Source organism: Devosia beringensis (genome assembly GCF_014926585.1).
Classification (GTDB): domain Bacteria; phylum Pseudomonadota; class Alphaproteobacteria; order Rhizobiales; family Devosiaceae; genus Devosia; species Devosia beringensis.
The window spans coordinates 1,101,064-1,123,413 of sequence record NZ_CP045422.1 but is presented as its reverse complement, the minus strand read 5'-3'; the positions used below and the strand labels follow the sequence as shown (position 1 = coordinate 1,123,413).

Below are 22,350 nucleotides of genomic sequence, written 5' to 3'. Positions count from 1 at the left end.
GAGCGAATGGGCCTTTTATAGTTTGCATGTTGATTTGTCCGAACCCCGGCGACGCTTGGCGCCCGGTCGTCTCGGACCTCGTATTTTAAAAGTCTGGATCCTTCCTTGACCACCCACACGGCTGGCCGCGACCATTCACGCGGCGATGCACGGGCACATCTGGCGGCCGCCCATGCCGGCAAGGGCCGCACCGCGCTAGCCCGCATCGCCCTCTATTCCCTGCGCCATCCCTTTCAGGCCGGGCTGGCCATCGGCGCCACCATTGTTGCCTCGGTGCTGCAACTGCTGATTCCACGCCTGCTCGGCCATGCGGTCGATCAGGCCCAGGGCATTCTGACAACGGCGGGGGAGGGGGCCGAACAGGCCCTGTTCTGGAGCGCCATGACATTGCTCACCGTCTCGGTGGCGCGCGGCTTTTTCACCCTGCTGCAGAACTACTTTTCGGAAAGTGTCGGCCACCATGTCGGCTATGAGCTGCGTTTGGCCTTTTACGACAAGGTGCAGAAGCTCTCCTTTTCCTACCATGACAAGATTCATACCGGCGACCTGATCACCATGGGCCTGCTCGACCTTGACGGCGTGCGCATGTTCTTCGCCACCGGCCTCGTGCGTGTGGTGCTGCTCTCGGTGCTGATCGGGGTGGGCGCCTATATGCTGCTGACCACCGATATGCAGCTAGGGCTTCTGGCGCTGAGCTTTGTGCCCTTCGTGGCCTGGCGCTCCTCGGTGGCCCAGCTCACCCTGCGCACCACCTGGATCGCCCTGCAGCAAAAGCTCTCCGGCCTCACCCGGGTCATGGAGGAAAATCTGGGCGGTATCCGCGTGGTGCGCGCCTTTTCGGCCCAGGATTTCGAACTCGACAAGTTCGACGCCGCCTCGCGCGAGGCCCTGGCCCTGTCGCACCAGCGGGTGGACGTGCGGGTGCGCAATACCAGCGCCATGACCTTTTCCTTCTTTGCCGCCATGGGCCTGGTGCTCTGGTTCGGCGGCAACAAGGTCATTGCCGGCGAGATGAGCGTGGGCACGCTGGCGAGCTTTCTCACCTTCATGACCATTCTGCAGATGCCGGTGCGCCAGCTCGGGTTGATGGTCAATTCCTTTGCCCGCGCCTCGATCTGCGGCGACCGCCTGTTTGCCTTTCTCGACGAGCCTTTGGCCATCGACGACGCACCCGGGGCCGTCGATCTCAAGCTCACCAAAGGCACGCTGCGCTTTGAGGATGTGCACTTCACCTACCCCGGCGCCTCCCACAAGACGCTTGATGGCGTGAGCTTTGAGGCACGGGCCGGCCAAACCATCGGCATTGTCGGCGTGCCGGGCAGCGGCAAGTCGACGCTCGCCCATCTGATCCCGCGCTTTTACGACATCGACAGCGGCCGCATCACCATTGACGGCCAGGATGTCAGCCAGGTCAGCCTGCAATCGCTCCGCCGCGCCGTGGCCGTGGTGCAGCAGGATACCTTCCTGTTCACCACCACCATCCAGAACAACATTGCCTATGGTGATCCCTGGTCCAAGGAGACCAAGATCGAAAAGGCCGCCGAAAGCGCGCAGTTGCACAACTACATCATGGGCCTGCCGGCCGGCTACGATACCGTGGTCGGCGAGCGCGGCGTCTCGCTGTCGGGCGGCCAGCGCCAGCGCCTGTCTATCGCCCGCAGCCTGGTGCTCAAGCCGGCCGTCATGGTGTTCGATGATTCCACCGCCGCCATCGATGCTGGCACCGAGCACCGCATCCGCAGCGCCATCCGCCGCTATGCCAGCGACCGGGTGACGCTGGTCATCTCCCATCGCCTGAGCTCGCTGCTGCATGCCGACACCATCCTGTTTCTCGAGGATGGCAAGATCGTCGAGCAGGGCAGCCACGACGAGCTGCTGGCTTTGGGCGGCCGCTATCGCGCCCTCTATGATCTGCAGACCCGCCCCACCGATGACCTCGAACTGGGGAGCGCCGCCCAATGAGCGTGACCGACGAAGACGACCGCGACGTCGCCGCCTTTCCCGGCCAGCGCCCGCCGCGCGCCAGCGTGGGCAGTCACCGCATCGAGGAAGACATCTTCGGCAAGGCCTATGATCCCAAGACGGTCCGCCGTATCTGGGCCTTCGTGCGGCCCTATCGGCTCAAGATCTATCTGTCGGTCGCCGCCGTGCTGGTCTTCACCGCCACCCAGCTGGCCATCCCCCTGATCATTGGCCGGGCCATCGATACCGGCATGACCGAGGGGGGCAATTCCACCAATCTGGCCTGGGCCGTTGGCGCCTTTGCCGTGGTCGTGCTGGTCAATTTCGCCGCCTCCTTCGTGCAGGAGACTGAAGTCGGCAAGGTCGCCGAAAACGTGCTGTTCGACATGCGCCGCGCCATGTTCGCCCAGCTCCAACGCGTTTCGCTCAGCTTCATGGACAAGACCGAGGTCGGCCGGCTGATGAGCCGGCTGCAGGGTGACGTCAATTCCATGCAGGAATTCCTCGAGACCTCGGTGATCTCGGTGGGCGACCTGGTGCTGCTCGTGGGCATCGTCGTTGTGCTGCTCAGTCTCGACTTCCGCCTCGGCCTGCTGACCCTGTCCACCATGCCGATCCTCTTCATCGTCCGCATCTTCTGGCTGCCGCCGGCCAAGCGCGCCTTCTGGGCGGCGCACGAAACCAATTCGATCACGGCAGGCGCCATGGCCGAGGGCATCAATGGCGTGCGCACCGTGCAGAACCTGGATCGCCAGAAGGTCAATTTCGACCTGTTTGACGACAAGGCCTATGTCAATCTGCGCACCCAGCTGACCGGCTCGCGCTTTGCCCAGGTCATGGTTCCCATCGTCGACAGTCTGACCGGCACGGCCATGGCCATCGTCGTGGTGGTTGGCGGCTCGCTGGCGCTCAATGGCGAGCTCGAAATCGGCGTCATCGTCGCCTTCCTGTTCTACATCCAGCGCTTCTTTGATCCGATCCGCTCGCTGACCATGCAGTATTCCATCATGCAGCGCGCCATGACCTCGGGTCGCCGCATCACCGAGGTGCTCGACGTCCCCGCCTCGATCAACGACAAGCCCGACGCCATTGCGCTGACACGTGAGATGGACGGCTCGGTCGAGTTCCGCAATGTCGGCTTCGCCTATGATCCCGATCGCCCGGTGCTCAAGAATGTCAGCTTCAAGGTCAAGCCCGGCGAAACCGTCGCCCTGGTCGGTCCCACCGGCTCGGGCAAGACCTCGGCCATGGCCCTGGTGCACCGCTTCTACGAGGTCCAGTCCGGCGCCGTGCTTGTGGGCGGCCACGACGTGCGCGATGTGACCCAGCAGTCACTGGGCGAACAGGTCGCCATGGTGCTGCAGGAGCCGTTCCTCTTCACCGGCTCGGTCTTCGACAATATCCGCTACAACAAGGCTTCGGCCACTCGCCAGGACGTCATAGATGCCGCCACGGCGGTGGGGGCACATGAATTCATCGAGCGCATGCCGGGTGGCTATGACAGCATTCTCGAGCAGCGCGGCTCCAACCTGTCCCTCGGCCAGCGGCAGCTGCTGAGCTTTGCCCGGGCCCTCGTTGCCGACGCCAAGATCCTGGTGCTCGACGAGGCCACCGCCAATATCGATTCCTATACCGAGCGGCAGATCCAGAAGGCACTGTTGACCCTGCTCAAGGGCCGCACCGGCATGGTGATCGCCCATCGCCTCGCCACCATCCGCGGCGCCGACCGCATCATCGTGCTGCAGAATGGCGAGCTGATCGAGACCGGCAATCATGACGAACTGATGGCGCGCGAGGGGCTCTACGCCAAGCTCTACAACATGAACTATGCCAGCTTCGACGACATTCCCGACGAGCTGGTCAGCCAGGCCAATGCCAAGGCGGCCTCGACCTAGAGACCCTTCACCCGGCTCCCCAAAGACGCGCGCGCCTGCTAGCCTGCGCGCCAAAAGGGAGACCCGCATGCGCCTGGCCCTCGTCGCTATCCTCTCGCTCGCCATCACCCCGGTCCTGGCCCTCGAGGCCGTGACCTACAAGGGCACCCTGGGCAAGTTCGACATCATCGCCGAGCTGACTGACCCGGCATCCTCCACCATTGTCGGGCGCTACAGCTACATGTCCAAGGGTGGCGATATCCCGCTCGACGCCATGGAAAGCACCGGGGGCAGTATCGCGCTCTCTGAAGAAACCCCCTGCGCCGAAGAGACCTGCATCCAGAACGACGACGGCGTTGTGGTCGATCCGCCGATCGGCGCCACCTGGACGCTGCAATGGTCTGCCACCGACAACACCCTCACCGGCGCCTGGCAGGCCACGGGCAAGGCCGGCAAGACTCTGCCCATCGCGCTCAAAGAGATTGGCCGCCGCACCCTTCCCGAAGGCGCCGAACTGACCCCCTATGATCTGTACGACAGCGTCTTTCAGCTCAGCTATGGCGGACTGTCCGGCTTCAATGCGCAGAGCGCGCCCTATGATTTCGCCAAGATGGATGTCCCGCTCGAGCTGGGCGACACCCAGGCGGTGGAGGGCTCGACCATCCGCTTCGTCACCGATCCGCGGACCAGGTTCGCCTTTCCGCGCGTCGTCGCTCTGGCCGATGGCAGCGCGCCCGACGCAGCCAATCGCGGCCTGGCCGCACGCCATGCCAAGATCAGCTTTCGCGCCTTCGACTGCCTGGCGCAGATCTATGCCGGCTTTGGCGCCAACCAATATTCCATCGGCATGGGGCCGGGTACGCTGGGCGACTATGACAGCGAGACCATCGCGGTGTCCTATCTCTCGCCCACGCTGATGAGCTGGATGGAATCAGGCAGCACCTGGTGTGGCGGCGCCCACCCCGACAATCACAGCAACAGCTTCAGCCTCGACGTGCGCACCGGCGCAACCCTGGCGCTGGCCAAGGTGTTCAAGGACTGGACGGCAACCAGTCGCAAGACCGGCAATGACGATGGCGCCGCTATCGATCAGGCCGCTGCCGCCGATGCGCCCGACGATTACTATTGGAGCGCCGGCCAGAAGCTGATCGACTATGTCATCGCCAACCGTCTGCCTGATCCCGACGCCGATTTCGAAGCCGAATGCGGGATAGACGAGCTGATTGCCACCTATCTTGGCGCGCGCTTCGTGCCGGGCGACCGGGTGCTGTTGACCCTCGAAGGCCTGCCCAACGTCGTCGCCGCCTGTGGTGGAGACCTTTTGACCGTGCGTCTTGCCGACATTACCGAGCTGCTGGCGCCGACCGCCGGCGATTATTTCCCCAGCCTCGCCCGGTAGACATGGCACCCCCTCTTGCCCAATTGCGCATGGCGCGGCGCCGGCGCCAGGCGCATCAAGCTGGGAGGACGGGGAACCACTGATGACGATTCTGCTCGCGGCGGCGCTTTTGGTGTCCGTGTTCTTCACCTCCATGCTCTCGGGCGTCTTCGGCATGGCCGGGGGCCTGGTGTTGCTGGCCATCCTGCTGCTCATCCTGCCGGTGGGGACGGCCATTGCCGTGCAGGGCGCCATCCAGCTGGTAGCCAATGGCTCGCGCGCCTTCATGTCGCGCGCCTTTATCGACTGGCGGGTACTGGCCATCATGACGCTGGGCCTGGTCAGCGTCGGCGTGGTGCTGTTCATCGTGCGCTATACCCCTGACCTGGCCACCGTCTGCATCATCATCGGCCTGCTGCCGGCGCTGCTGTGGATTCCGCAGTCCTGGCTGGCGCTCGATGCCAGCAAGCCCAGTCATGCCTTTGTCTGCGGCGTGCTGGGCGGTGGGGTCAATCTGGCGGTGGGCGTGGCCGGACCGACCATCGACATGTTCTTCATCCGCACCCAGATGGACCGCCGCACCATCATCGCCACCAAAGCGGCGGCGCAGGTGGTCAATCACACCGCCAAGATCGTCTTTTACTGGAATGCCACCACCATGCTGACCGCGGCCGACTGGACCTGGGTGGCGCTGGCAGCGCCCTTTGCCGTTGCCGGCACCAGCGCCGGGCACTGGGTGCTGCAGCGGCTGACCGATGCCAATTTCCGCGCCTGGACCCGGCTCATCGTCACCGCCATCGGCATTTTCTATCTGCTGCGCGGCATTTCCTTGCTGATCTGAGCGTGATCAGTATGGTGCCAGCAGGAGACTCGATGACACCCTTCGACAGCGTTACCGCACGCCTGATATTGCTGCTGGCCGAAACCGGCTCGATTGGCCGCGCCGCCGAGCGCGAAGGCATCGCCTCTTCGGCCGTCAGCCGCCGCGTATCCGATCTCGAAAGCCGCCTCGGCGTCGTGCTGTTCGACCGCTCCGCCCACGGCGTCAAGCTCACCACCGCTGGCCAGGCCTATGCCGAAGGCTGCCGCGTGGTGCTGCGCGCCATTGCTGACCTCGATGCGGTCATGGCCGATTTCGGCAGCGGCCAGCGCGGCGCGCTGCGCCTGGCCTGCACCAGCTCGGCCCTGACCGGCCGGTTGCCCGAACTGCTGGCCCATTACGCGGGTCGGCATATCGGCATCGATCTCGACATCCAGGAAATGAGCGCCGCCAAGGCCCTGCTGGCGCTCGACGAGGGGCGGGCCGATATCGCCATCGTCTCGGACAATTACGATTTCACCCGCTTCGAGATCAAGGCCTTCGAGGATGACCGTGTCTGGGTGCTGGCGCCGCCCGATCACCCGCTGGCGGCCAGTATCGAGCCCCGCAAGGATATCGCCTTTGCCGCCGTGCTCGACCACGCCATTGTCGGCATCCACCATGCCGGCTCGCTCGATCGCCTGCTGGCCGATGCCGCCAAGGCCGCGGGCAAGCCGCTGGTCGAGACCGTCCGCGTCGAGAGCTTTCCGGCCCTGGTGCGCATGGTCGAAGCCGGCTTCGGCATCGGTTTCCTGCGCTCCACCAGCCTGCACCTGCTGGCCGGCACCGATCTGGTCTGTGCGCCGCTGGCCGAGCCCTGGGCGCTGCGCCAGCTGCTGGTTGCCCGCCGCAAGTCGACGCCCCTCTCCGCCGCCATGAAGAGCTTCATCGCCCTGTGCAGCGAAACCTATGTGCCTGCGCTCTGAGGCTTGCGACAACACGGCGCTTTCCCCCGGCCTGCCGCCGGCCTATGAAAAGGGCATGACCCACAGGCGCAATATCGGCAGAGAGATCGGAACGGCTTTGGCCGTGCTGGCCATCTATTTACTGACCATTCTCGCCCCCCTGCATGAAGCGCGCGCCAGCCAGCTGGCTTTAGAGGAGCTGGGCTATTCGACGCTGACAACCGGCTGGGTGCTCTGCGCTGCAGCTGATGATGCCGGCGGGGACAGCGACAATGCCGTGAGCAAATGCCCGGTATCGGGCGTCGGCAAGCCGGCTGCCCTTGCGCCCAGCCTCGACACGGTGCTGCTCGATCTGCACGCGCCCCTGCTGGCCGCGCCGCGTCCCCTGGCCCTGGCAACAACTCTTCCGGCCACCATCACCCCGCCATCGGGGCCGCGCGGACCGCCGACCGGTCACTAGCGCCCGAGCACCCGGCTCGTCCAGATTCCTGTCCCTTTTCGGAAGTCATCATCATGATCCGTTTCCTGCGCGCGGCCTTTGCCGCCAGTTTTCTGCTTGTCGCACCCGCCTTTGCCCAAGACCATGACGGCACTATCCATCACGCCGATCTCAATCTTTCGGCGCCCTTCACCCGCGCCACCCTGCCCAATGCGCCGGTCGGAGGCGGTTTTCTCAGCATCCAAAATGCCGGTGCCGATGCTGATCGCCTGGTCTCGGCCAGCTCGCCGGCTGCCGCCATGGTGCAGATCCATGAAATGGCCATGGAAGGCGACGTCATGAAGATGCGCCAACTTGCCGATGGCCTCGAGCTTCCGCCTGGCGAGACAGTCACCCTGGCGCCCGGTGGCTTTCACCTGATGTTCATGGGCCTCACCCAGGCCTTTGTCGAAGGCGAGACCGTGCCGGTGACGCTGGTCTTTGAAAAGGCCGGTCCGGTAGAGCTGGACCTGCCCGTCATGAGCGCTGCCGCCGACGCGGCCCACACAATGTCCCACTAGCGCCATGACCATCAAATCCATCCGCCTCTGGCTCTGGGGCGCGGTTGCCGCCCTGGCGCTGACGGCCATTGTCGCCGCCGTGCTGTTGCGCCAGCCCGAGCAGACCGGCTTCGGCCGGGGCAGCTACAACCTGATCGACCAGAACGGCCAACCGGTCGACCAGACCGTGTTTGTCGGCCATCCCACCGCGCTGTTCTTCGGCTTTACCCATTGCCCCGAGGTCTGCCCCACCACCATGGCCGAAATGGCCAGCTGGTTCGAGCAGCTGGGCGACGAGGGCCAGGACCTGCGCGCCTACTTCGTCAGCATCGATCCGCAGCGCGATACGCCTGAAGTGCTGGGCGACTATGTCAGCTGGGTCAGCGACCGCATCACCGGGGTCACCGGCACGCCCGAGGAGATCGCCAAGATCGCCAAGGCCTGGGGCGTCTATTACGCGCGGGTCGACCTGGGTGGTGATGACTACACCATGGACCATACCGCCTCGGTGTTCCTGCTTGATGCCAGTGGCGAGTTCCAGGGCACCATTGCCTATCGCGAGGACCAGGCGACGGCGCTCGGCAAGCTGCGCAATCTGCTGGCCAAATCCTGACCAGAGGCGCTCGACCGGATCGACCTCCGGCCGGGCGCCTGCCCCGATAGGCAAAGGTCCGGCGACTATTGCGGGTGACGAAGCAGCCCATGATCATTAGATTGGCGCGCAAGAATCCACAGGAGCGCGCCGTGAAGCCTTCGATCTCGATCATCACCATTGGCGTCGATGACCTCGAACGCGCCTTTTCCTTCTATCGCGCCCTATTCGAGATCGGCGACGAGCAGATCGGCGCTGGTGCCGACCATGTGGCTTTTTTCATCGATGACAATCTGTCCTTCGTGCTGTTCCCACGCGAGCAGCTTGCCCAGACGGCCGGCAAGGAGGTAGCCATTGCCGGCACGCCGGGCTTCGTGCTGAGCCACCAGGCGCACAGCCCGGCCGAGGTCGACGACATCCTGCGCCAGGTGCTGGCCGCCGGGGGCGCCATCGTCACCGGGGGCACCCAGTCCGAATGGGGCTATTCGGCTTATTTCGAGGACAGCGAAGGCAATGTCTGGGAACTGATGGCCCAGCCAGCGGCCAACTAGACGTCCTCGTTCCGCGCGCGAAAGGCCTTCCGGCTTTCCTCGATCTGGCTGTGATGCGCCTCGGCCCAGATCCAGACGCTGCAGAAAGCCGCGCCCAGGCTGCGGCCCATGTCGGTCAATCGGTAATCGACATGCGGCGGGATCACCGGGTGCACCTTGCGCGCCACCAGCCCATCCGCCTCCATCTGCCGCAGCGTCTTGGTCAGCATCTTCTGGCTGATGCTACCCACCTTGCGACCCACATCGGTAAAGCGCAGCGTGCCGTGCTCGTCCAGCGCCTCCAGGATCAGCATGGTCCATTTGTCTGCCACCTTGCCGATAATGTCGCGCACCATGGCTTCGAGCGCGGGGTCAACGGGTCCAGCGGCATCGCGACCGCTCCAGTGATAGATGGCGGGTGCTTCGGCGGTCTCCGACATTGACACTCTCCTTTGGGTGCGTACCGAACTTTCGGGCGCCTACTTTCTTGTGGAGAGTATGAGATATATCTCTGCGCCTGGCAATACCAACGGAGATTTCCATGCAGACCACAGGCAATACCATCCTCATCACCGGCGGCGGCTCAGGCATTGGCCGCGGCCTCGCCGAAGCGTTTCACCGCCAGGGTAATCAGGTGATCATCTCGGGTCGCCGTGCCGCGGCCTTGGCCGAGGTCAAGGCCGCCAATCCCGGCATGGTCGCCTTCACCGTCGACATGACCGACCCCGCCAGCATCAGCGCGCTGGCCGCGCAGGTGATTGCGGCGCATCCTTCCCTCAATGCCGTCATCAACAATGCCGGCATCATGGTCAATGAGGACGTTCTGGCCGCACCCGATTACCTAGCCACAGCCGAGGCCACCATCGCCACCAATCTGCTCGGGCCGATTCGGCTGACGGCGGCGCTACTGCCGCATCTGCTGGCCCAGCCCAAAGCCAGCGTGCTCACCGTGTCATCCGGGCTGGCCTTCGTATCCATGGCAGCAACACCGACCTACAGCGCCACCAAGGCGGCGATCCATTCCTATTCGCAGGCGCTGCGCCACCAGTTGCGCAACACCGCCGTCGAGGTGATCGAGATCGTCCCGCCCTATGTGCAGACCTTCCTGCAGGGCGCGCACCAGGCCAGCGATCCGCACGCCATGCCGCTGGCGGAATACCTGCAGGAAACCATGGCTTTGCTGGCCGGCCAGCCTGAAAATGGTGAAGTGCTGGTCCAGCGTGTGCACCCGCTGCGCTATGCCGAACAGAATGGCAAGGCAGCCGAGATGTTCGGCTTCATCAATCCGGTCTGAGCCAGGCCCGTCGTCCCGCCGGCAGGCGGGGCGACTTCCCGGGCGTGCCTAAAAGCCGCCGCCGGTCTTGAACCCGCCATGCTTGCGGGTGCCGGTCGAACCGGTGCGCGGGCGCGAAAAGCCGCCCCCGAGCCCGCCGCCAAAGCCGCCGCCGAAACCACCCTTGGACTTGCCACCCGCGCCGCCGCCAAAGCTGTTGTCCGGCCATGAAAAGCCGCCGCTCTCGGGCCGTGGGGCATTGCTGCGCTGGCGGCCATTATTGGGCAGGCCGACGCCACCACCCCAGTCTGAGGTGCCTGCACCCCAGTTCTGGCTGCGCTGCCACTTGTCCCAATAGGATGCCGCGGTAATGCCGCCGCGCAGGAAATCGTTGAGCAGGTCGCCCACCAGCCGGTCCTCGCGAAAGGTCGAGCGCGGGTCGTCGAAATGCTGCTTCTTGAACTCCCACTGGATGTCCTCCAGCTCGCGCCGTCGGACGGCCAGGGTCTTCAGGCGCTCCTTCTGCTCGCGCGTTTCCTGGTCTTCTTCCTTGGCACGCGCCCGCGCATCGTCGATCTGGGCGACGATGGTATCGTCCTGCCCGGTGCGGGTGCGCCGTGCATCGGCCAGCAGCGTCTGGATATCCTCGCGTCCCAATGCCGAGGCCAGTTCCGACAGCGCGCCCTCAAAGGCAGGGTTGAGACCCTGTGACAGCGCTGCCACCGCCTTGGCGCTCTCGTCGCGCTGATCTTCGCTGGCCACCATCTCGGCATCGAGCGCCGCAATCTGCTGCTGCGCCGCCATCATGGCGTCGCGTATCGGCTTGCCCCCGGCCGCATCGATCGCCGTGGTTTCGAGCGCATCGAGTTCGGCTTCGGCGGCATGGGCCAACGCGATCTGACGCTCGGCATGCTCGCGCAGGCGCAGCGGGATCTCGTTGAGCATGGCAAAATTGGGCCGCGTCTTGCCAAAGCCCACCAGATTGGCGACCAGGCTGTCCAGATAGCGCACCAGGTTGTTGGCGCGATAATTGGCCGTGCCGTAGCCAGCTTCCCATAGATAGATGAACAGCGGATCGTCGCGATAGGGCTGGCCCTTGGTTTGGCGGTCTGCCTCGGCCTGCTCGGTCTTGCGCATCGACTGGGCCGCAATCTCGGCCAGCGCTGCCGCCTCTTCGCGCTTGGCGGCGAAGGCCGGGTCGCGGGCGATCGAGGCGCCCAGCTTGCCGGCAAGGGCCTTGAGCTCGGCCTGATGGGTTTCGAACTGCTTGAGTGCGGCAGCCCGGTCCGCCGTGAGCTGGCTCAAACGGGCATCGATCTCGGCCACGGCGCGCTCGGCCTTGCCCAGGTCGCTGGCATGGGCCTTGAGCTGCGCCCGCGCCTTGCTCTCGGCCGCCGAAATGGCGCCGTCCAGTTCGCCCTGCAAAGCCGGATCAAGCCGCAGCCGCGCCAGCTGTCGAAACAGCTCCGCCTCGGTTGCGCGGATCTTGCTGACACGTTCGGCCGAGCGGGCCAGCCGCTTGGAGATCTCGTCTTCCTCCCGGCGGATATCGCGCATGGCTTCATCCAGGCTCGCCAGGGCTTCAGGGCCGCGGATGCTCATGACCTTACCACTGCGTTACCGCCCCGCCGGAGACCGGCACATTGTAGTTTACCTCGACAAAGCCGTAGGTTTTGCGGCCGACTTCATTGTTCTGGATGATGCCGTCGTCGCGCTTGTCGGCCGACACTGCGTCATAGACCGCCTCGGGCACGCGGATGCCCCAGATGCTGACCGTCTCGGTCGTGTCGTTCTCTTCGTTGAGAATGGGCAGGCTCAGGGTCTGCCCTTCATCGTTCACCGCCTCGACCACCAAGTAGTAGTTGGTCGCGTCGGTGTTGACTTCCGGAATGGTCCAGAAGCCGGACTGCACGTCGGGACGGTTGACCACGCGCAGGCTATATTCCTGCCGGATGGTGTCGCGCAACGCCGCAAGCTCGGCCACGGCGCGTTCGGCGGCCGGCCGGTTGCCCTCGGCCGCCAGGGTCTGGCCGCGCGTGCGGATCGCCTCGGCCTCCATCACGGCCTGCTGCACCTTGGTTTCTTCAAAGATGGTTTCGTAGAGGCTGTCCATCTGGGCCGGCAGGCCTTCGGCCAGCTCGACGCGCGCCTGCTCGGCTTGCCCGGCCTGATAGGGCTGCCAGACGCCGAAATAGCCGATGACCAGCGCCAGCAGCGCCCCGCCCACCACCAGCACGGGTTTGCCCCACCGGCCACGGCTGACATAGAGACGGGCCAGCGTCACCCCGAAACTGGGCGCCGGCGGATCATAGGTGAAGCGACTTTCCTGCAGCGCCGTCACACCCTCCTTGAGGATGTGGTCGGGCACCTCAATGCCCTGCTGGTGATAGATGTCGCGCAGTTTTTCCAGCAACTGGGCCTGCTTGGCATCGGTATCCAGCTCACGCGTCGCCAGACCCTGCTGGTGACGGAGCGTGTCCACCACGTCCATGGCCAGCATGATTTCGTCCAGGGGGGCAGCGGACTTCGCTGTCACGTCACTCATTGTTGCCGTCCACCCGCGTGTGTCCGTCCCCTCAGGTTCTGCTATCGAGCAGCAGCGCATTGCCCTCGGCGGCCAGGGCCGCCAGACGCCGCTTGCCGTCTTCCACAGCATCGCGGATTTCGGCGGAATTCTTGGTCGAGGCGACGCGCATCTCGTTGATGATGGTGCGGCTCTTTTCCTGGAAATTCACCACGGAATCGACCAGCTTCTTGACCGCATCGGCGCGCACGGTCGGGCCATAGCCGGCCCGCACGGCCTCTTCGGTCACCTTGTCGCCGATCTCGGCGAGGGTTTCGAGGCTCTTGCTCATGCCCTCTTTCATCGCGTTAAGCGTCGCGGTCGATTCATGCAGCCCGAACATGCCGGTAAACGAGGCGCTAAGCGCCGTCAGCACCGTCTCATTGGTCGAAAAGAACGAGATCGACTGCTGATAGACCCGCTCCTTGGCATTGGTGGTCTGCATCAGCCGTGCCATCACCACTTCGGACGTATTGTAGGAAATGGTCAGGTTGTCCGAGAGATCCTTGGCGATCTGGTAGCGCGCTTCCTCATTCTGCATGGCGCGCAGCTTTTCGTCGCGATCCATCTCGAGCCGCGCCCGGTCGGCCGGTACGCTGCCGGCAAAGCTCGACACGGCGGTCGACGCCGCCACCAGGATGTCCTTCTTGGCGGCCAGGCGCTGCTCGGCGGTGGCCAGCACTTCGAGCGCCATCACCTCGGACTGCTTGAGCGCCCCGCGGAAATCGCGATAGGCCTCAAGAATGGTATGCTCGCGGTCGATCTGGTCCTTGGTGTCTGCCGTCACCGCCAGATAGGTGTCGCGGATCTTGTCAAAGCGGCTGGCGATATCGCCGCGGCTGACCTTCATCCAGACATTGGAGGCGCGCTCGAGCAGGTCGAGCTTGTTGTCGGCCAACTGGTCCACCATGCCCTTGGCATCGTCGCGGATCGAATCAAAGCCCTTGGTGATGTCTTCGTAGCGCTCGCCGATCTGCATGGCGGCGATCTGCTCGCGCACCACCTCGTTGAAGGCGCTGGCCTGGCTCAGCGTGCGGCCGATCAGCAGGACGCGGGTCTCGTCCAGTTCGGTGATCTTTTGCAGGAGCCCGGTAATCGGCGCCTCGCCCTGCTGTTCGGGCCAGATTCCCAGGTCGCGAATGGCGTTGACGGCCTTGTCCAGGTACTGCAGGGGCTTTTCTGCCGTGGCGACGGGCGCCAGCTGGCTGGTCGGTGCAGTGCTCACATCATTGGCCATCGTCTCGCTCCCGCTTCCCATGCCGAAACGTCAAAACGCGCCTCGTTGCGCATTGATCGCCGCTCCGGTGCCGCCTGACAATTGCATCGCTCTGCCAAGCCCACTATTTAGACCATATTGGTGCGAAAAAGCCGCACGTAAAGAGCGGGGACGCAACTATGGCAGGCAGGTATCTCGGGGGTCTTCGCGGCCACAATAGGGCCGGCACCTGTTCGCGTCGCGCGGGGACCCGCTGATGGACTTTGGCGGACGCTACATTGTTGCCGCGCCAAGGGTTGCCGTCTGGGCGGCGCTCAATGACACGGCCATGCTCAAGGCCGCCATTCCGGGCTGCCACAAGATCGTCTGGTCGGGTGCCGACACGCTCGATCTCGAGATCAAGGTCAATCTCGGGGTGGTCCACCCCGTGTTCAAGGGTGACCTGGCGCTCAGCGGCATCGTGCCGGCGGAACGCTATACCCTGACCGGCCGCGGCAAGGGCGGTCTGCTCGGGCTTGCCGAAGGATCGGCCGACATCATCCTGGCCGACGCGGGCGAGGATACGCTGCTGGTCTTTGTCGCCCGGGGCGGCGCCTCCGGCCAGATCATGAAGCTGGGCAAGGCCATTATCGGCCACTCGGCGCAAAAGGTCATCGACGGCTTCTTCGAGCGCTTCGGCGCCGCCATGGGCGCCCAGGTGACGCCGCTGCCGGTCGAGCCCGAAACAGACCCCGTTCCCTGACTTTGAGTGGCCTGCGGGCCCGGCATGATCCGATGGCTTGTTAGCACTGCCCTAACCATGTCGGCAGCTGCCCTGAAAGCACCACAATCGGGCGGATGGGCCCGGGCTATGCAGGGCGTCAGATCCGTCCAACTTGAAGCAAATTGTCATGACCACCCAGACCAGGGACACCATCGCCCTCTTTGCCATTGGCTCGCTCGCCATCATCGCCGTGTTGTTTCCCGATATTGATCTCGAACACCTGTTCGGCCTGCTGCTGGCGCGCCTCTGAGCGCGCCCGCTACCGGGTGAAAGCGCGCCCCCGTGTCACCCCGGCTGCCCGATTTTTGACCAACCGGAAAAAATTGCGCAATTGCATCTTGCAAGCGGCCCGTTTGCACGATTGTATCGGCTTCCAGTGCACGCCGAGTAGCTGATGGGGCTTATGCCGGCGCGAGCGTGCAAGACAGGGAGATGCAATCTATGAAAATTTCGACCCTTACCAAGGCCGTCGCTGGCGGCGTTGCCTTCAGCGCGCTGATGGCTGGCGTTGCCTTCGCCGATGGTGCACTGGTCTATGACGGCGGTGGCAAGTTCGACAAGTCGTTCAACGAAGCCGCCTATACCGGCGCCGAAAAGTTCAAGGCCGAAGGCGGCGCCTACCAGGATCTGGAGATCTCGGGCGACGCCATGCGCGAACAGGCCGTGCGCCAGTTCGCCGCGCGCGGCAACAACCCGATCGTGCTGCCGGGCTTCTCTTGGGAAACCGCGCTGCGCACCGTTGCGCCTGAATTCCCCGATACCAAGTTCACCATCATCGACACCGTCGTCGACCTGCCCAACGTGCAGTCCGTGGTGTTCAAGGAACAGGAAGGCTCCTATCTCGTCGGTATCCTGGCCGCGATGAAGTCGGAAAGCGGCAAGATCGGCGTCGTCCCGGCCTTCAACTTCGACCTGCTCGAAGCCTTTGCCTGCGGCTATGCCCAGGGCGCCAAGTCGGTGAACCCCGACATCGAAGTGCTCGAGACCTATGTCGGCACCGGCTTTGAAGCCTTCAACGACCCCGTCAAGGCCACCGAAGTTGCCAAGTCCCAGCTCGACCAGGGCGTGGACGTGATCTTCCAGGTCGCCGGCGGTGCCGGTGCGGGTGTGCTGCAGGCCGCTGCCGACGCCGGCAAGTTCGGCATCGGCGTGGACTCCAACCAGAACCACCTGCATGCCGGTTCGGTGTTGACCTCGATGACCAAGCGCGTCGACGTCGCCACCTACAACGCCATGAAGGGCGTTGAAGACGGTACCTGGGCCCCCGGCCTGATCGTCCTCGGCCTCGCCGAGGAAGGCGTTGGCGCCGCCATGGACGACAACAATGCCGCGCTGATCACGCCGGAAATGCAGGCCGCCGTCGAGAAGGCGACCGCCGACATCATCTCTGGCGCCGTCACCGTGCACGACTTCCGCAGCGACAAGCAGTGCCCGTCGCTCTAATGCCAACAGGGTTGGACTTTCATCGATGACGAGTCTTGACCCGACACACCAGCAGCGGCCCAAAAGGGCCGCTGCTGCGCCACTGGCTATTGAGCTGATAGGCATCAACAAGCATTTCGGCCCGGTGCACGCCAATCGCGACATCCACCTGGCCATCCGCCGCGGCACGGTGCACGGCATTGTCGGCGAAAACGGCGCCGGCAAGTCGACGCTGATGTCGATCCTCTATGGCTTCTACACCGCCGACAGCGGCGAAATCCGCGTCAACGACATCCCTCACGCCATCACCGATTCCCGCCATGCTTTGGCTCTGGGTATCGGCATGGTGCACCAGCATTTCATGCTGGTCGACAATTTCAGCGTGCTCGAAAACGTCGTGCTCGGCGCCGAAAACTCGGCTTTGCTGGCGCCGACCCTGACCAAGGCGCGCGAACAGCTCAAGCAGCTGGCCCGCGACTATGGCCTTGAGGTCGATCCCGACGCCATCGTCGAGAACCTCTCGGTGGGCCAGCAGCAGCGGGTCGAAATCCTCAAGGCGCTCTATCGCGGTGCCGAAACCCTCATTCTGGACGAGCCCACCGGCGTGCTGACGCCCGCCGAGGCCGATCACCTGTTCCGCATCCTCGGCAAGCTGCGCGACGAGGGCAAGACCATCATCATGATCACGCACAAGCTGCGCGAGATCATGGCCATTACCGATGACGTCTCGGTCATGCGCCAGGGCGCCATGGTCGCAACGCTCTCCACCGCCCAGACCAGCCCCGAGCAGCTGGCCGAGCTGATGGTGGGCCGCCACGTGCTGCTGCGCGTCGACAAGGGGCCGGCCAATCCCGGCAAGGTGCTGCTCTCGGTCGAAGATCTTGTCGTCACCGATGATTTCGGCGTGCCGCGCGTCAAGCATGTGAGTTTTGAAGTCCGCGCCGGCGAGATCGTTGGCATTGCCGGCGTGGCCGGCAACGGCCAGTCCGAACTGCTCGAATCCATTGCCGGCATGCGCGACCAGGCAGGCGGTACCATCCGTCTCAATGGCGAGCCGCTCTCGCTTGAGGGCGACGATGGCGCCGCCCGCGCCCGCGCCGCCGGCCTTGCCCATGTGCCCGAAGACCGCTTGCGCATGGGTCTGGTCACCAATTTCTCCCAGTGGGAAAACTCCATCCTGGGCTATCAGCATTCCTATGGCGATGGCCCGGCCCTCGATATCGCCAAGGCACGCGCCACGGCCGCCGACTACATCAAGAAATTCGACATCCGTCCGGCCAATATTGATCTCAAGACCTCCAACTTCTCGGGCGGCAACCAGCAGAAGATCGTGCTGGCGCGCGAGATGGAGCGCAATCCCGAAGTGCTCATCGTCGGTCAGCCGACGCGCGGCGTCGATATCGGCGCCATCGAGTTCATCCACAACCAGATCATCAAGATGCGCGACACCGGCAAGGCCATCCTGCTGGTCTCGGTCGAGCTCGACGAAATCCGCTCGCTTTCCGACCGCATCCTGGTGCTGTTTGACGGCCAGATCGTCGGCGAGGCCGATCCGGCGACGGCCGACGAAACCGAACTGGGCCTGCTGATGACCGGCTCGCACCCCAGTGCGGTCAAGACAGTCACCGAGCCGGGCACTCTGCCGGCGCACGAGACCCCGATCCAGCAGACGCTGGTCGAGATGAGCCCGAAGAATAATTCCGGCAGGGAAACCAACTGATGACCACTTTGCCGCGCTGGGCCGACGTTGTCCTGCTGCCTTTGCTCAATGTGGTGCTGGCCTTCCTGGTCGGCGGGCTCATCGTGCTCGCCGTCGGACAGAACCCGATCGAAGCCGTCGGCATCATGCTCTATGGCGCCTTCGGCTATGGCTCGGGCTTTGGCTATACGCTCTACTATACCACCGATTTCATCTTTGCCGGGCTGGCCGTCTCGCTGGCCTATCATGCCGGCCTGTTCAATATCGGCCCCGAAGGCCAGGCCTATGTCGGCGGCCTCGGGGTCATCCTGATCGGCCTGGCGCTCAATGGCACCCACTGGGCCATCGTCTTCCCGCTGATGATCGTCTGCGGCGCCGCCTTTGGCGCGTTCTGGGCCTTCATTCCGGGCTATCTGCAGGCCAAGCGCGGCAGCCACGTGGTGATCACCACGATCCTGTTCAACTTCATCGCCGTCTCGATGATGGGCTACATCATCTCGCGGATCTTGAAGCCCGCTGGCGTCAATTCCGACGAGAGCGCCCCGCTCGACGCGATCACCCGCGTGCCGCAATTGCGCACCTTCATCGAGCTGTTCAAGAACTCCCCGGTCAACCTGACCTTCTTTCTGGCCATTGCCGCGCTGTTCTTTGTCTACTGGCTGATCTGGCGCACCAAGTTCGGCTATGCCGTGCGCGCCCTGGGCAATAACCCGGTCGCCGCCAACTATGCCGGTATTTCCAACCAGAAGATGATCATGATCGTCATGGCCCTGGCTGGTGCCTTTGCCGCCATGGTCGCGGTCAACAATGTCGGCGGCGTGCAGGGGCGGCTCATCCTCAATTTCGTCAACGGCGCAGGCTTTGTCGGCATTGCCGTGGCCTTCATGGGCAAGGGTCATCCCATAGGCGTGGCGCTCTCGGCGCTGCTGTTCGGCATCCTCTACCAGGGCGGGCAGGAACTGGCCTTCCAGATGCCCGGCATTACCCGCGAAATGATTGTCACCATCCAGGCGCTGGTGATCCTGTTTACCGGGGCGATGGGCGACATGCTGCGCGGCCCGCTGTCGCGCATACTGGCCCAGCCTGACCCCGTGGCCGGAGCCAAGTGATGGAACAGTATCTCGTCGACATCACCTTGATCCTGGATTCCACCATCCGCCTGGCGGTGCCGCTGCTCCTGGCCTGCCTGGCCGGGCTTTATTCCGAGCGCGCCGGCATCGTTGATATCGGCCTCGAGGGCAAGCTGCTGGCTGGCGCCTTTGCTGCCGCCTCCATGTCGGCCGTTACCGGTTCGGCCTGGCTCGGCCTCCTGGCCGGCATTGGCGCAGCGCTGATGTTCTCCGGCATCCACGGCCTGGCCTCGATCAACTTTAAGGGCAACCAGACCATTTCCGGCGTGGCGCTCAACTTCCTCGCCGCCGGCCTCACCACCTTCCTCGGCCAGAGCTGGTTCCAGCGCGGTGGCTATACGCCCCAGCTATCGGGCGACCAGCGTTTCAGCCCGATCACGCTGCCCTTTGCCGCAGAGTTGCGTGAGGTCCCGGTGCTTGGTCAGATCTACTGGGAGCTGATCTCGGGCCACAATATCATCACCTATTTCGCCTTTCTATGCGTCCCGGCGACCGCCTTCATCCTGTTCCGCACCCGCTTCGGCCTGCGCCTGCGCGCCGTCGGCGAGAATCCCAAGGCCATCGACACGGCCGGCATTTCGGTGACCCTGCTGCGCTATCAGGCGCTGATCATCACCGCCGTGCTGGTGGGCATCGGCGGTGCCTATCTCTCCATCGCCCAGTCGGCGGGCTTCAACAACAACATGTCGGCCGGCCGCGGCTATATCGCGCTGGCGGCGCTGATCTTTGCCAAGTGGCGGCCGGGCCCGGCGCTGCTGGTCTGCCTGATGTTCGGCTTCCTTGACGCGGTGCAGTTCCGCATCCAGGGCCAGTCCTTCCCCATTATTGGCGAAGTGCCGGTGCAGGCCATCCAGGCGCTACCCTATATCCTGACGGTGGTTCTGCTCGCCGGCTTCATCGGTCGGGCCGTAGCCCCCAAGGCCGCCGGCGTGCCTTATACCAAGGAGCGCTAAGGCAAGGCGCGCGACCCTATCGAGGTCAACTGAAAAGAGGATTGCACATGGCCGACACATCAAGGGACCAGGACCTGTTCCTGGCCGCCGAAGCCATTCGGGCCAAGGCCTATGCACCCTATTCCCGCTTTCAGGTCGGGGCGGCGATCCTGGCCGATGACGGCAAGATCTATACCGGCTGCAATGTCGAAAACGCCGCCTATCCGGTGGGCAATTGCGCCGAGCCCAGCGCCATCGCCGCCATGCTGGCCGGGGGCGCCAAGCGCATCAAGCGCATCTATGTCACCGGTCCCGGCACCATGCCGGTCACCCCCTGTGGCGGCTGCCGCCAGCGCATCCGCGAATTTGCCGATCTCGACGTCGAGATCATTTCCCATGGCGTCGATGGGGCGCCGCTGATCTGTACGCTCGATCAACTGCTGCCGCACAGTTTCGGCCCGGAGTACTTGCCGAAATGACCAAGGCCAGCAAGACCATCCTCAAGATCGCCGGCAAGGAGCCGATTGCGGCGGCTATCGTGCTGGGCTCGGGCCTGTCGGCCATCGGTGACCTTCTGGCCGACAAGGTCACCATTCCCTTTTCCGAACTCAAGGGCTTTCCCGGCGGCGGCGTCTCCGGCCATGGCCGTGATTTGCTGATCGGCACCCTGGGCGGCAAGCGCGTCGCCGTGCTGACCGGCCGCGAGCACTACTATGAGCACGGCAATGCCGCCGCCATGCGCCCGGCGCTCGAGGCCATGGCCGAGCTGGGGGCAGAAAAGCTGTTGCTCACCAATTCGGCCGGCTCGCTCGATGAGCGCTTCCAGCCCGGCGACCTGATGGTGCTGAGCGATCATATCAACTATGCCGGCATGAACCCGCTGATCGGCGAAGCCACCGACCGGCGCTTCGTCAACATGGTCAACTGCTATGATCCCGACCTGCGGGCCAAGGCGCAGCGCCTGGCCGAGGGCATGGACATCAAGCTCGGCGTAGGCATCTATCTGTGGTATTCTGGCCCCAGCTTCGAGACCGTCGCCGAAATCCAGATGGCCGTGCGTCTCGGCGCCAATGCGGTGGGCATGTCGACGGCGCCCGAAGTCATTCTCGGGCGTTTCCTGGGCATGAAGATCTGGGCCTGCTCGTCCATCACCAATATGGGCGCGGGCCTGTCGAGCGAAAACATCAGCCATGAGCATACCAAGACCATGGCAGTACAGGGCGCCCAGAAGCTGAAAAGGCTCATTCCGGCGCTGGTGGAGGAGCTATGAGCTTACGCGTTATCGACAAGACGCCCCAGGGCGGTCAATCAACCCACAGCCCGCACAAGCGCAATCCCGGCTTTCCGCTCGATCTCGACTGGGTCGAACGCGTCCGCATGAACCGTTCGGCGCTGGAGCGTCGCGCGGGCTCGATCGGCGCGCGCCGCACCGTCAAGAAGGACTATCAGCTGGCCTGGCTGCTCAAGGCCATTACCCTGATCGACCTGACCACGCTCAATGCCGACGACACGGCCGGCCGCGTCGAGCGGCTCTGTGCCAAGGCGCGCCATCCGCTGCGCCAGGACATTCTCGACCGCCTCGATGTGCCCGAGCTACGCATCCTGCCCGGCGCGGTCTGCGTCTACCACAACTTCGTCAAGACCGCGGTGACGGCGCTCGAGGGCACCGGCATTCCGGTTGCTGCCGTGTCGACGGCCTTTCCGCACGGCTTGGCGCCGCTTGAAACCAAGCTGCGCGAGATCGAGCTTTCGGTCGCCGACGGCGCCCAGGAAATCGACATCGTCATCGAACGCGGCATGGTGCTGCGCCAGGATTGGCAGGGGCTCTACGACCAGATCCGCGCCTTTCGCAAGGCCTGCGGCGACGCCCATATCAAGACCATCCTGGGCACCGGCGAATTGGCCACCCAGAGCAATATCGCCAAGGCGAGCCTGGTCTGCATGCTGGCCGGCGCCGATTTCATCAAGACCTCGACGGGCAAGGAAAAGGTCAATGCCAATCTGGTGACGAGCCTGACCATGATCCGCATGATCCGCTGGTTCGCCGAAGAGACCGGCATCGAAATCGGCTACAAGCCGGCCGGCGGCATTTCCAAGGCCGCCGATGCGCTCAAATATATGGCGCTGATGAAGGAGGAACTGGGCAATGGCTGGCTGCAGCCGCACCTGTTCCGCTTCGGCGCCTCGACCCTGCTGACCGATATCGAACGCCAGCTCGAGCACGGGCTGACCGGCCACTACGCCGCTGACTATCGTCAGCCGATGGTTTAGGGC

Annotated in this window: 22 protein-coding genes and 1 pseudogene; 19 read left to right on the top strand and 4 right to left on the bottom strand. The window is 64.3% G+C overall.

Annotated features, from left to right (window positions below):
• The first annotated feature begins 105 nt into the window (after positions 1–105).
• The 9 genes from GDR53_RS05480 (at position 106) to GDR53_RS05440 (ending at position 9,099) form a co-directional block, all read left to right on the top strand.
• A complete protein-coding gene (locus tag GDR53_RS05480) occupies positions 106–1,962 on the top strand; it encodes an ABC transporter ATP-binding protein (RefSeq protein ID WP_193337073.1) in 1,857 nt (618 codons plus the stop codon).
• Complete coding sequence (locus GDR53_RS05475; RefSeq protein ID WP_193337072.1) at positions 1,959–3,857, top strand: ABC transporter ATP-binding protein; 1,899 nt, start codon at positions 1,959–1,961, stop codon at positions 3,855–3,857. Before GDR53_RS05480 ends, GDR53_RS05475 begins: the two co-directional genes overlap by 4 nt.
• A gap of 67 nt (positions 3,858–3,924) precedes the next feature.
• A complete protein-coding gene (locus tag GDR53_RS05470) occupies positions 3,925–5,235 on the top strand; it encodes a hypothetical protein (protein WP_193337071.1) in 1,311 nt (436 codons plus the stop codon).
• A gap of 82 nt (positions 5,236–5,317) precedes the next feature.
• Positions 5,318–6,055 (top strand): TSUP family transporter, encoded by a 738-nt coding sequence (locus GDR53_RS05465; RefSeq protein WP_193337070.1) that lies wholly within the window; start codon positions 5,318–5,320, stop codon positions 6,053–6,055.
• Positions 6,056–6,087: 32 nt separating this feature from the next.
• Positions 6,088–6,999: a LysR family transcriptional regulator gene (locus GDR53_RS05460; protein ID WP_193337069.1), complete on the top strand. Its 912-nt coding sequence runs from the start codon at positions 6,088–6,090 to the stop codon at positions 6,997–6,999.
• Positions 7,000–7,054: 55 nt separating this feature from the next.
• A complete protein-coding gene (locus GDR53_RS05455; protein WP_193337068.1) occupies positions 7,055–7,438 on the top strand; it encodes a hypothetical protein in 384 nt (127 codons plus the stop codon).
• 53 nt (positions 7,439–7,491) lie between these two features.
• Complete coding sequence (locus tag GDR53_RS05450) at positions 7,492–7,977, top strand: copper chaperone PCu(A)C (RefSeq protein ID WP_193337067.1); 486 nt, start codon at positions 7,492–7,494, stop codon at positions 7,975–7,977.
• Positions 7,978–7,981: 4 nt separating this feature from the next.
• Entirely contained in the window at positions 7,982–8,569 is a 588-nt protein-coding gene (locus GDR53_RS05445) for an SCO family protein (protein ID WP_193337066.1), read from the top strand.
• A gap of 131 nt (positions 8,570–8,700) precedes the next feature.
• The gene (locus tag GDR53_RS05440) at positions 8,701–9,099 is read left to right on the top strand and encodes a VOC family protein (protein WP_193337065.1); all 399 of its coding nucleotides are present in this window, start codon (positions 8,701–8,703) and stop codon (positions 9,097–9,099) included.
• Here the strand turns inward: GDR53_RS05440 and GDR53_RS05435 are convergent.
• A complete protein-coding gene (locus GDR53_RS05435; RefSeq protein ID WP_232846789.1) occupies positions 9,096–9,434 on the bottom strand; it encodes a winged helix-turn-helix transcriptional regulator in 339 nt (112 codons plus the stop codon). The two genes, GDR53_RS05440 and GDR53_RS05435, sit on opposite strands and share 4 nt — an antisense overlap.
• A gap of 185 nt (positions 9,435–9,619) precedes the next feature.
• Here GDR53_RS05435 and GDR53_RS05430 point away from each other — a divergent pair, with 185 nt between their 5' ends.
• Complete coding sequence (locus tag GDR53_RS05430) at positions 9,620–10,372, top strand: SDR family oxidoreductase (RefSeq protein WP_193337063.1); 753 nt, start codon at positions 9,620–9,622, stop codon at positions 10,370–10,372.
• 48 nt (positions 10,373–10,420) lie between these two features.
• On the opposite strand, the gene GDR53_RS05425 is transcribed toward GDR53_RS05430, so the two are convergent.
• Genes GDR53_RS05425 through GDR53_RS05415 form a run of 3 tightly spaced genes read right to left on the bottom strand, consistent with a single transcriptional unit; the run spans position 10,421 to position 14,151 of the window.
• Positions 10,421–11,953, bottom strand: a complete 1,533-nt coding sequence (locus GDR53_RS05425) for a coiled-coil domain-containing protein (RefSeq protein WP_193337062.1) — start codon at positions 11,951–11,953, stop codon at positions 10,421–10,423.
• A gap of 4 nt (positions 11,954–11,957) precedes the next feature.
• Positions 11,958–12,896, bottom strand: coding sequence for a DUF6384 family protein (locus GDR53_RS05420; RefSeq protein ID WP_193337061.1), 939 nt, complete (start codon positions 12,894–12,896; stop codon positions 11,958–11,960).
• A 31-nt stretch (positions 12,897–12,927) separates the two neighbouring features.
• Positions 12,928–14,151, bottom strand: coding sequence for a cell surface protein (locus GDR53_RS05415; RefSeq protein WP_193337060.1), 1,224 nt, complete (start codon positions 14,149–14,151; stop codon positions 12,928–12,930).
• A gap of 235 nt (positions 14,152–14,386) precedes the next feature.
• On the opposite strand from GDR53_RS05415, the gene GDR53_RS05410 reads away from it, so the two are divergent.
• The 9 genes and pseudogenes from GDR53_RS05410 (at position 14,387) to deoC (ending at position 22,347) form a co-directional block, all read left to right on the top strand.
• A complete protein-coding gene (locus tag GDR53_RS05410; protein ID WP_193337059.1) occupies positions 14,387–14,872 on the top strand; it encodes a CoxG family protein in 486 nt (161 codons plus the stop codon).
• 148 nt (positions 14,873–15,020) lie between these two features.
• Positions 15,021–15,143, top strand: a complete 123-nt coding sequence (locus tag GDR53_RS19855; protein WP_269802203.1) for a hypothetical protein — start codon at positions 15,021–15,023, stop codon at positions 15,141–15,143.
• A 191-nt stretch (positions 15,144–15,334) separates the two neighbouring features.
• Positions 15,335–16,336, top strand: a complete 1,002-nt coding sequence (locus tag GDR53_RS05405; RefSeq protein WP_193337058.1) for a BMP family lipoprotein — start codon at positions 15,335–15,337, stop codon at positions 16,334–16,336.
• A gap of 25 nt (positions 16,337–16,361) precedes the next feature.
• Positions 16,362–17,912 (top strand): annotated as a pseudogene (locus GDR53_RS05400) (ABC transporter ATP-binding protein); the annotation flags it as partial.
• Positions 17,913–18,034: 122 nt separating this feature from the next.
• On the top strand, positions 18,035–19,123 hold the full coding sequence (locus tag GDR53_RS05395; protein WP_193337056.1) for an ABC transporter permease: 1,089 nt from the start codon (positions 18,035–18,037) through the stop codon (positions 19,121–19,123).
• Entirely contained in the window at positions 19,123–20,097 is a 975-nt protein-coding gene (locus GDR53_RS05390) for an ABC transporter permease (RefSeq protein WP_193337055.1), read from the top strand. The genes GDR53_RS05395 and GDR53_RS05390 overlap by 1 nt, the downstream gene beginning before the upstream one ends.
• Before the next feature lie 47 nt (positions 20,098–20,144).
• The gene (locus tag GDR53_RS05385; RefSeq protein WP_193337054.1) at positions 20,145–20,555 is read left to right on the top strand and encodes a cytidine deaminase; all 411 of its coding nucleotides are present in this window, start codon (positions 20,145–20,147) and stop codon (positions 20,553–20,555) included.
• Entirely contained in the window at positions 20,552–21,346 is a 795-nt protein-coding gene (locus GDR53_RS05380) for a purine-nucleoside phosphorylase (RefSeq protein ID WP_193337053.1), read from the top strand. Before GDR53_RS05385 ends, GDR53_RS05380 begins: the two co-directional genes overlap by 4 nt.
• Positions 21,343–22,347: a deoxyribose-phosphate aldolase gene (deoC, locus tag GDR53_RS05375; RefSeq protein WP_193337052.1), complete on the top strand. Its 1,005-nt coding sequence runs from the start codon at positions 21,343–21,345 to the stop codon at positions 22,345–22,347. The genes GDR53_RS05380 and deoC overlap by 4 nt, the downstream gene beginning before the upstream one ends.
• Positions 22,348–22,350 lie beyond the last annotated feature (3 nt).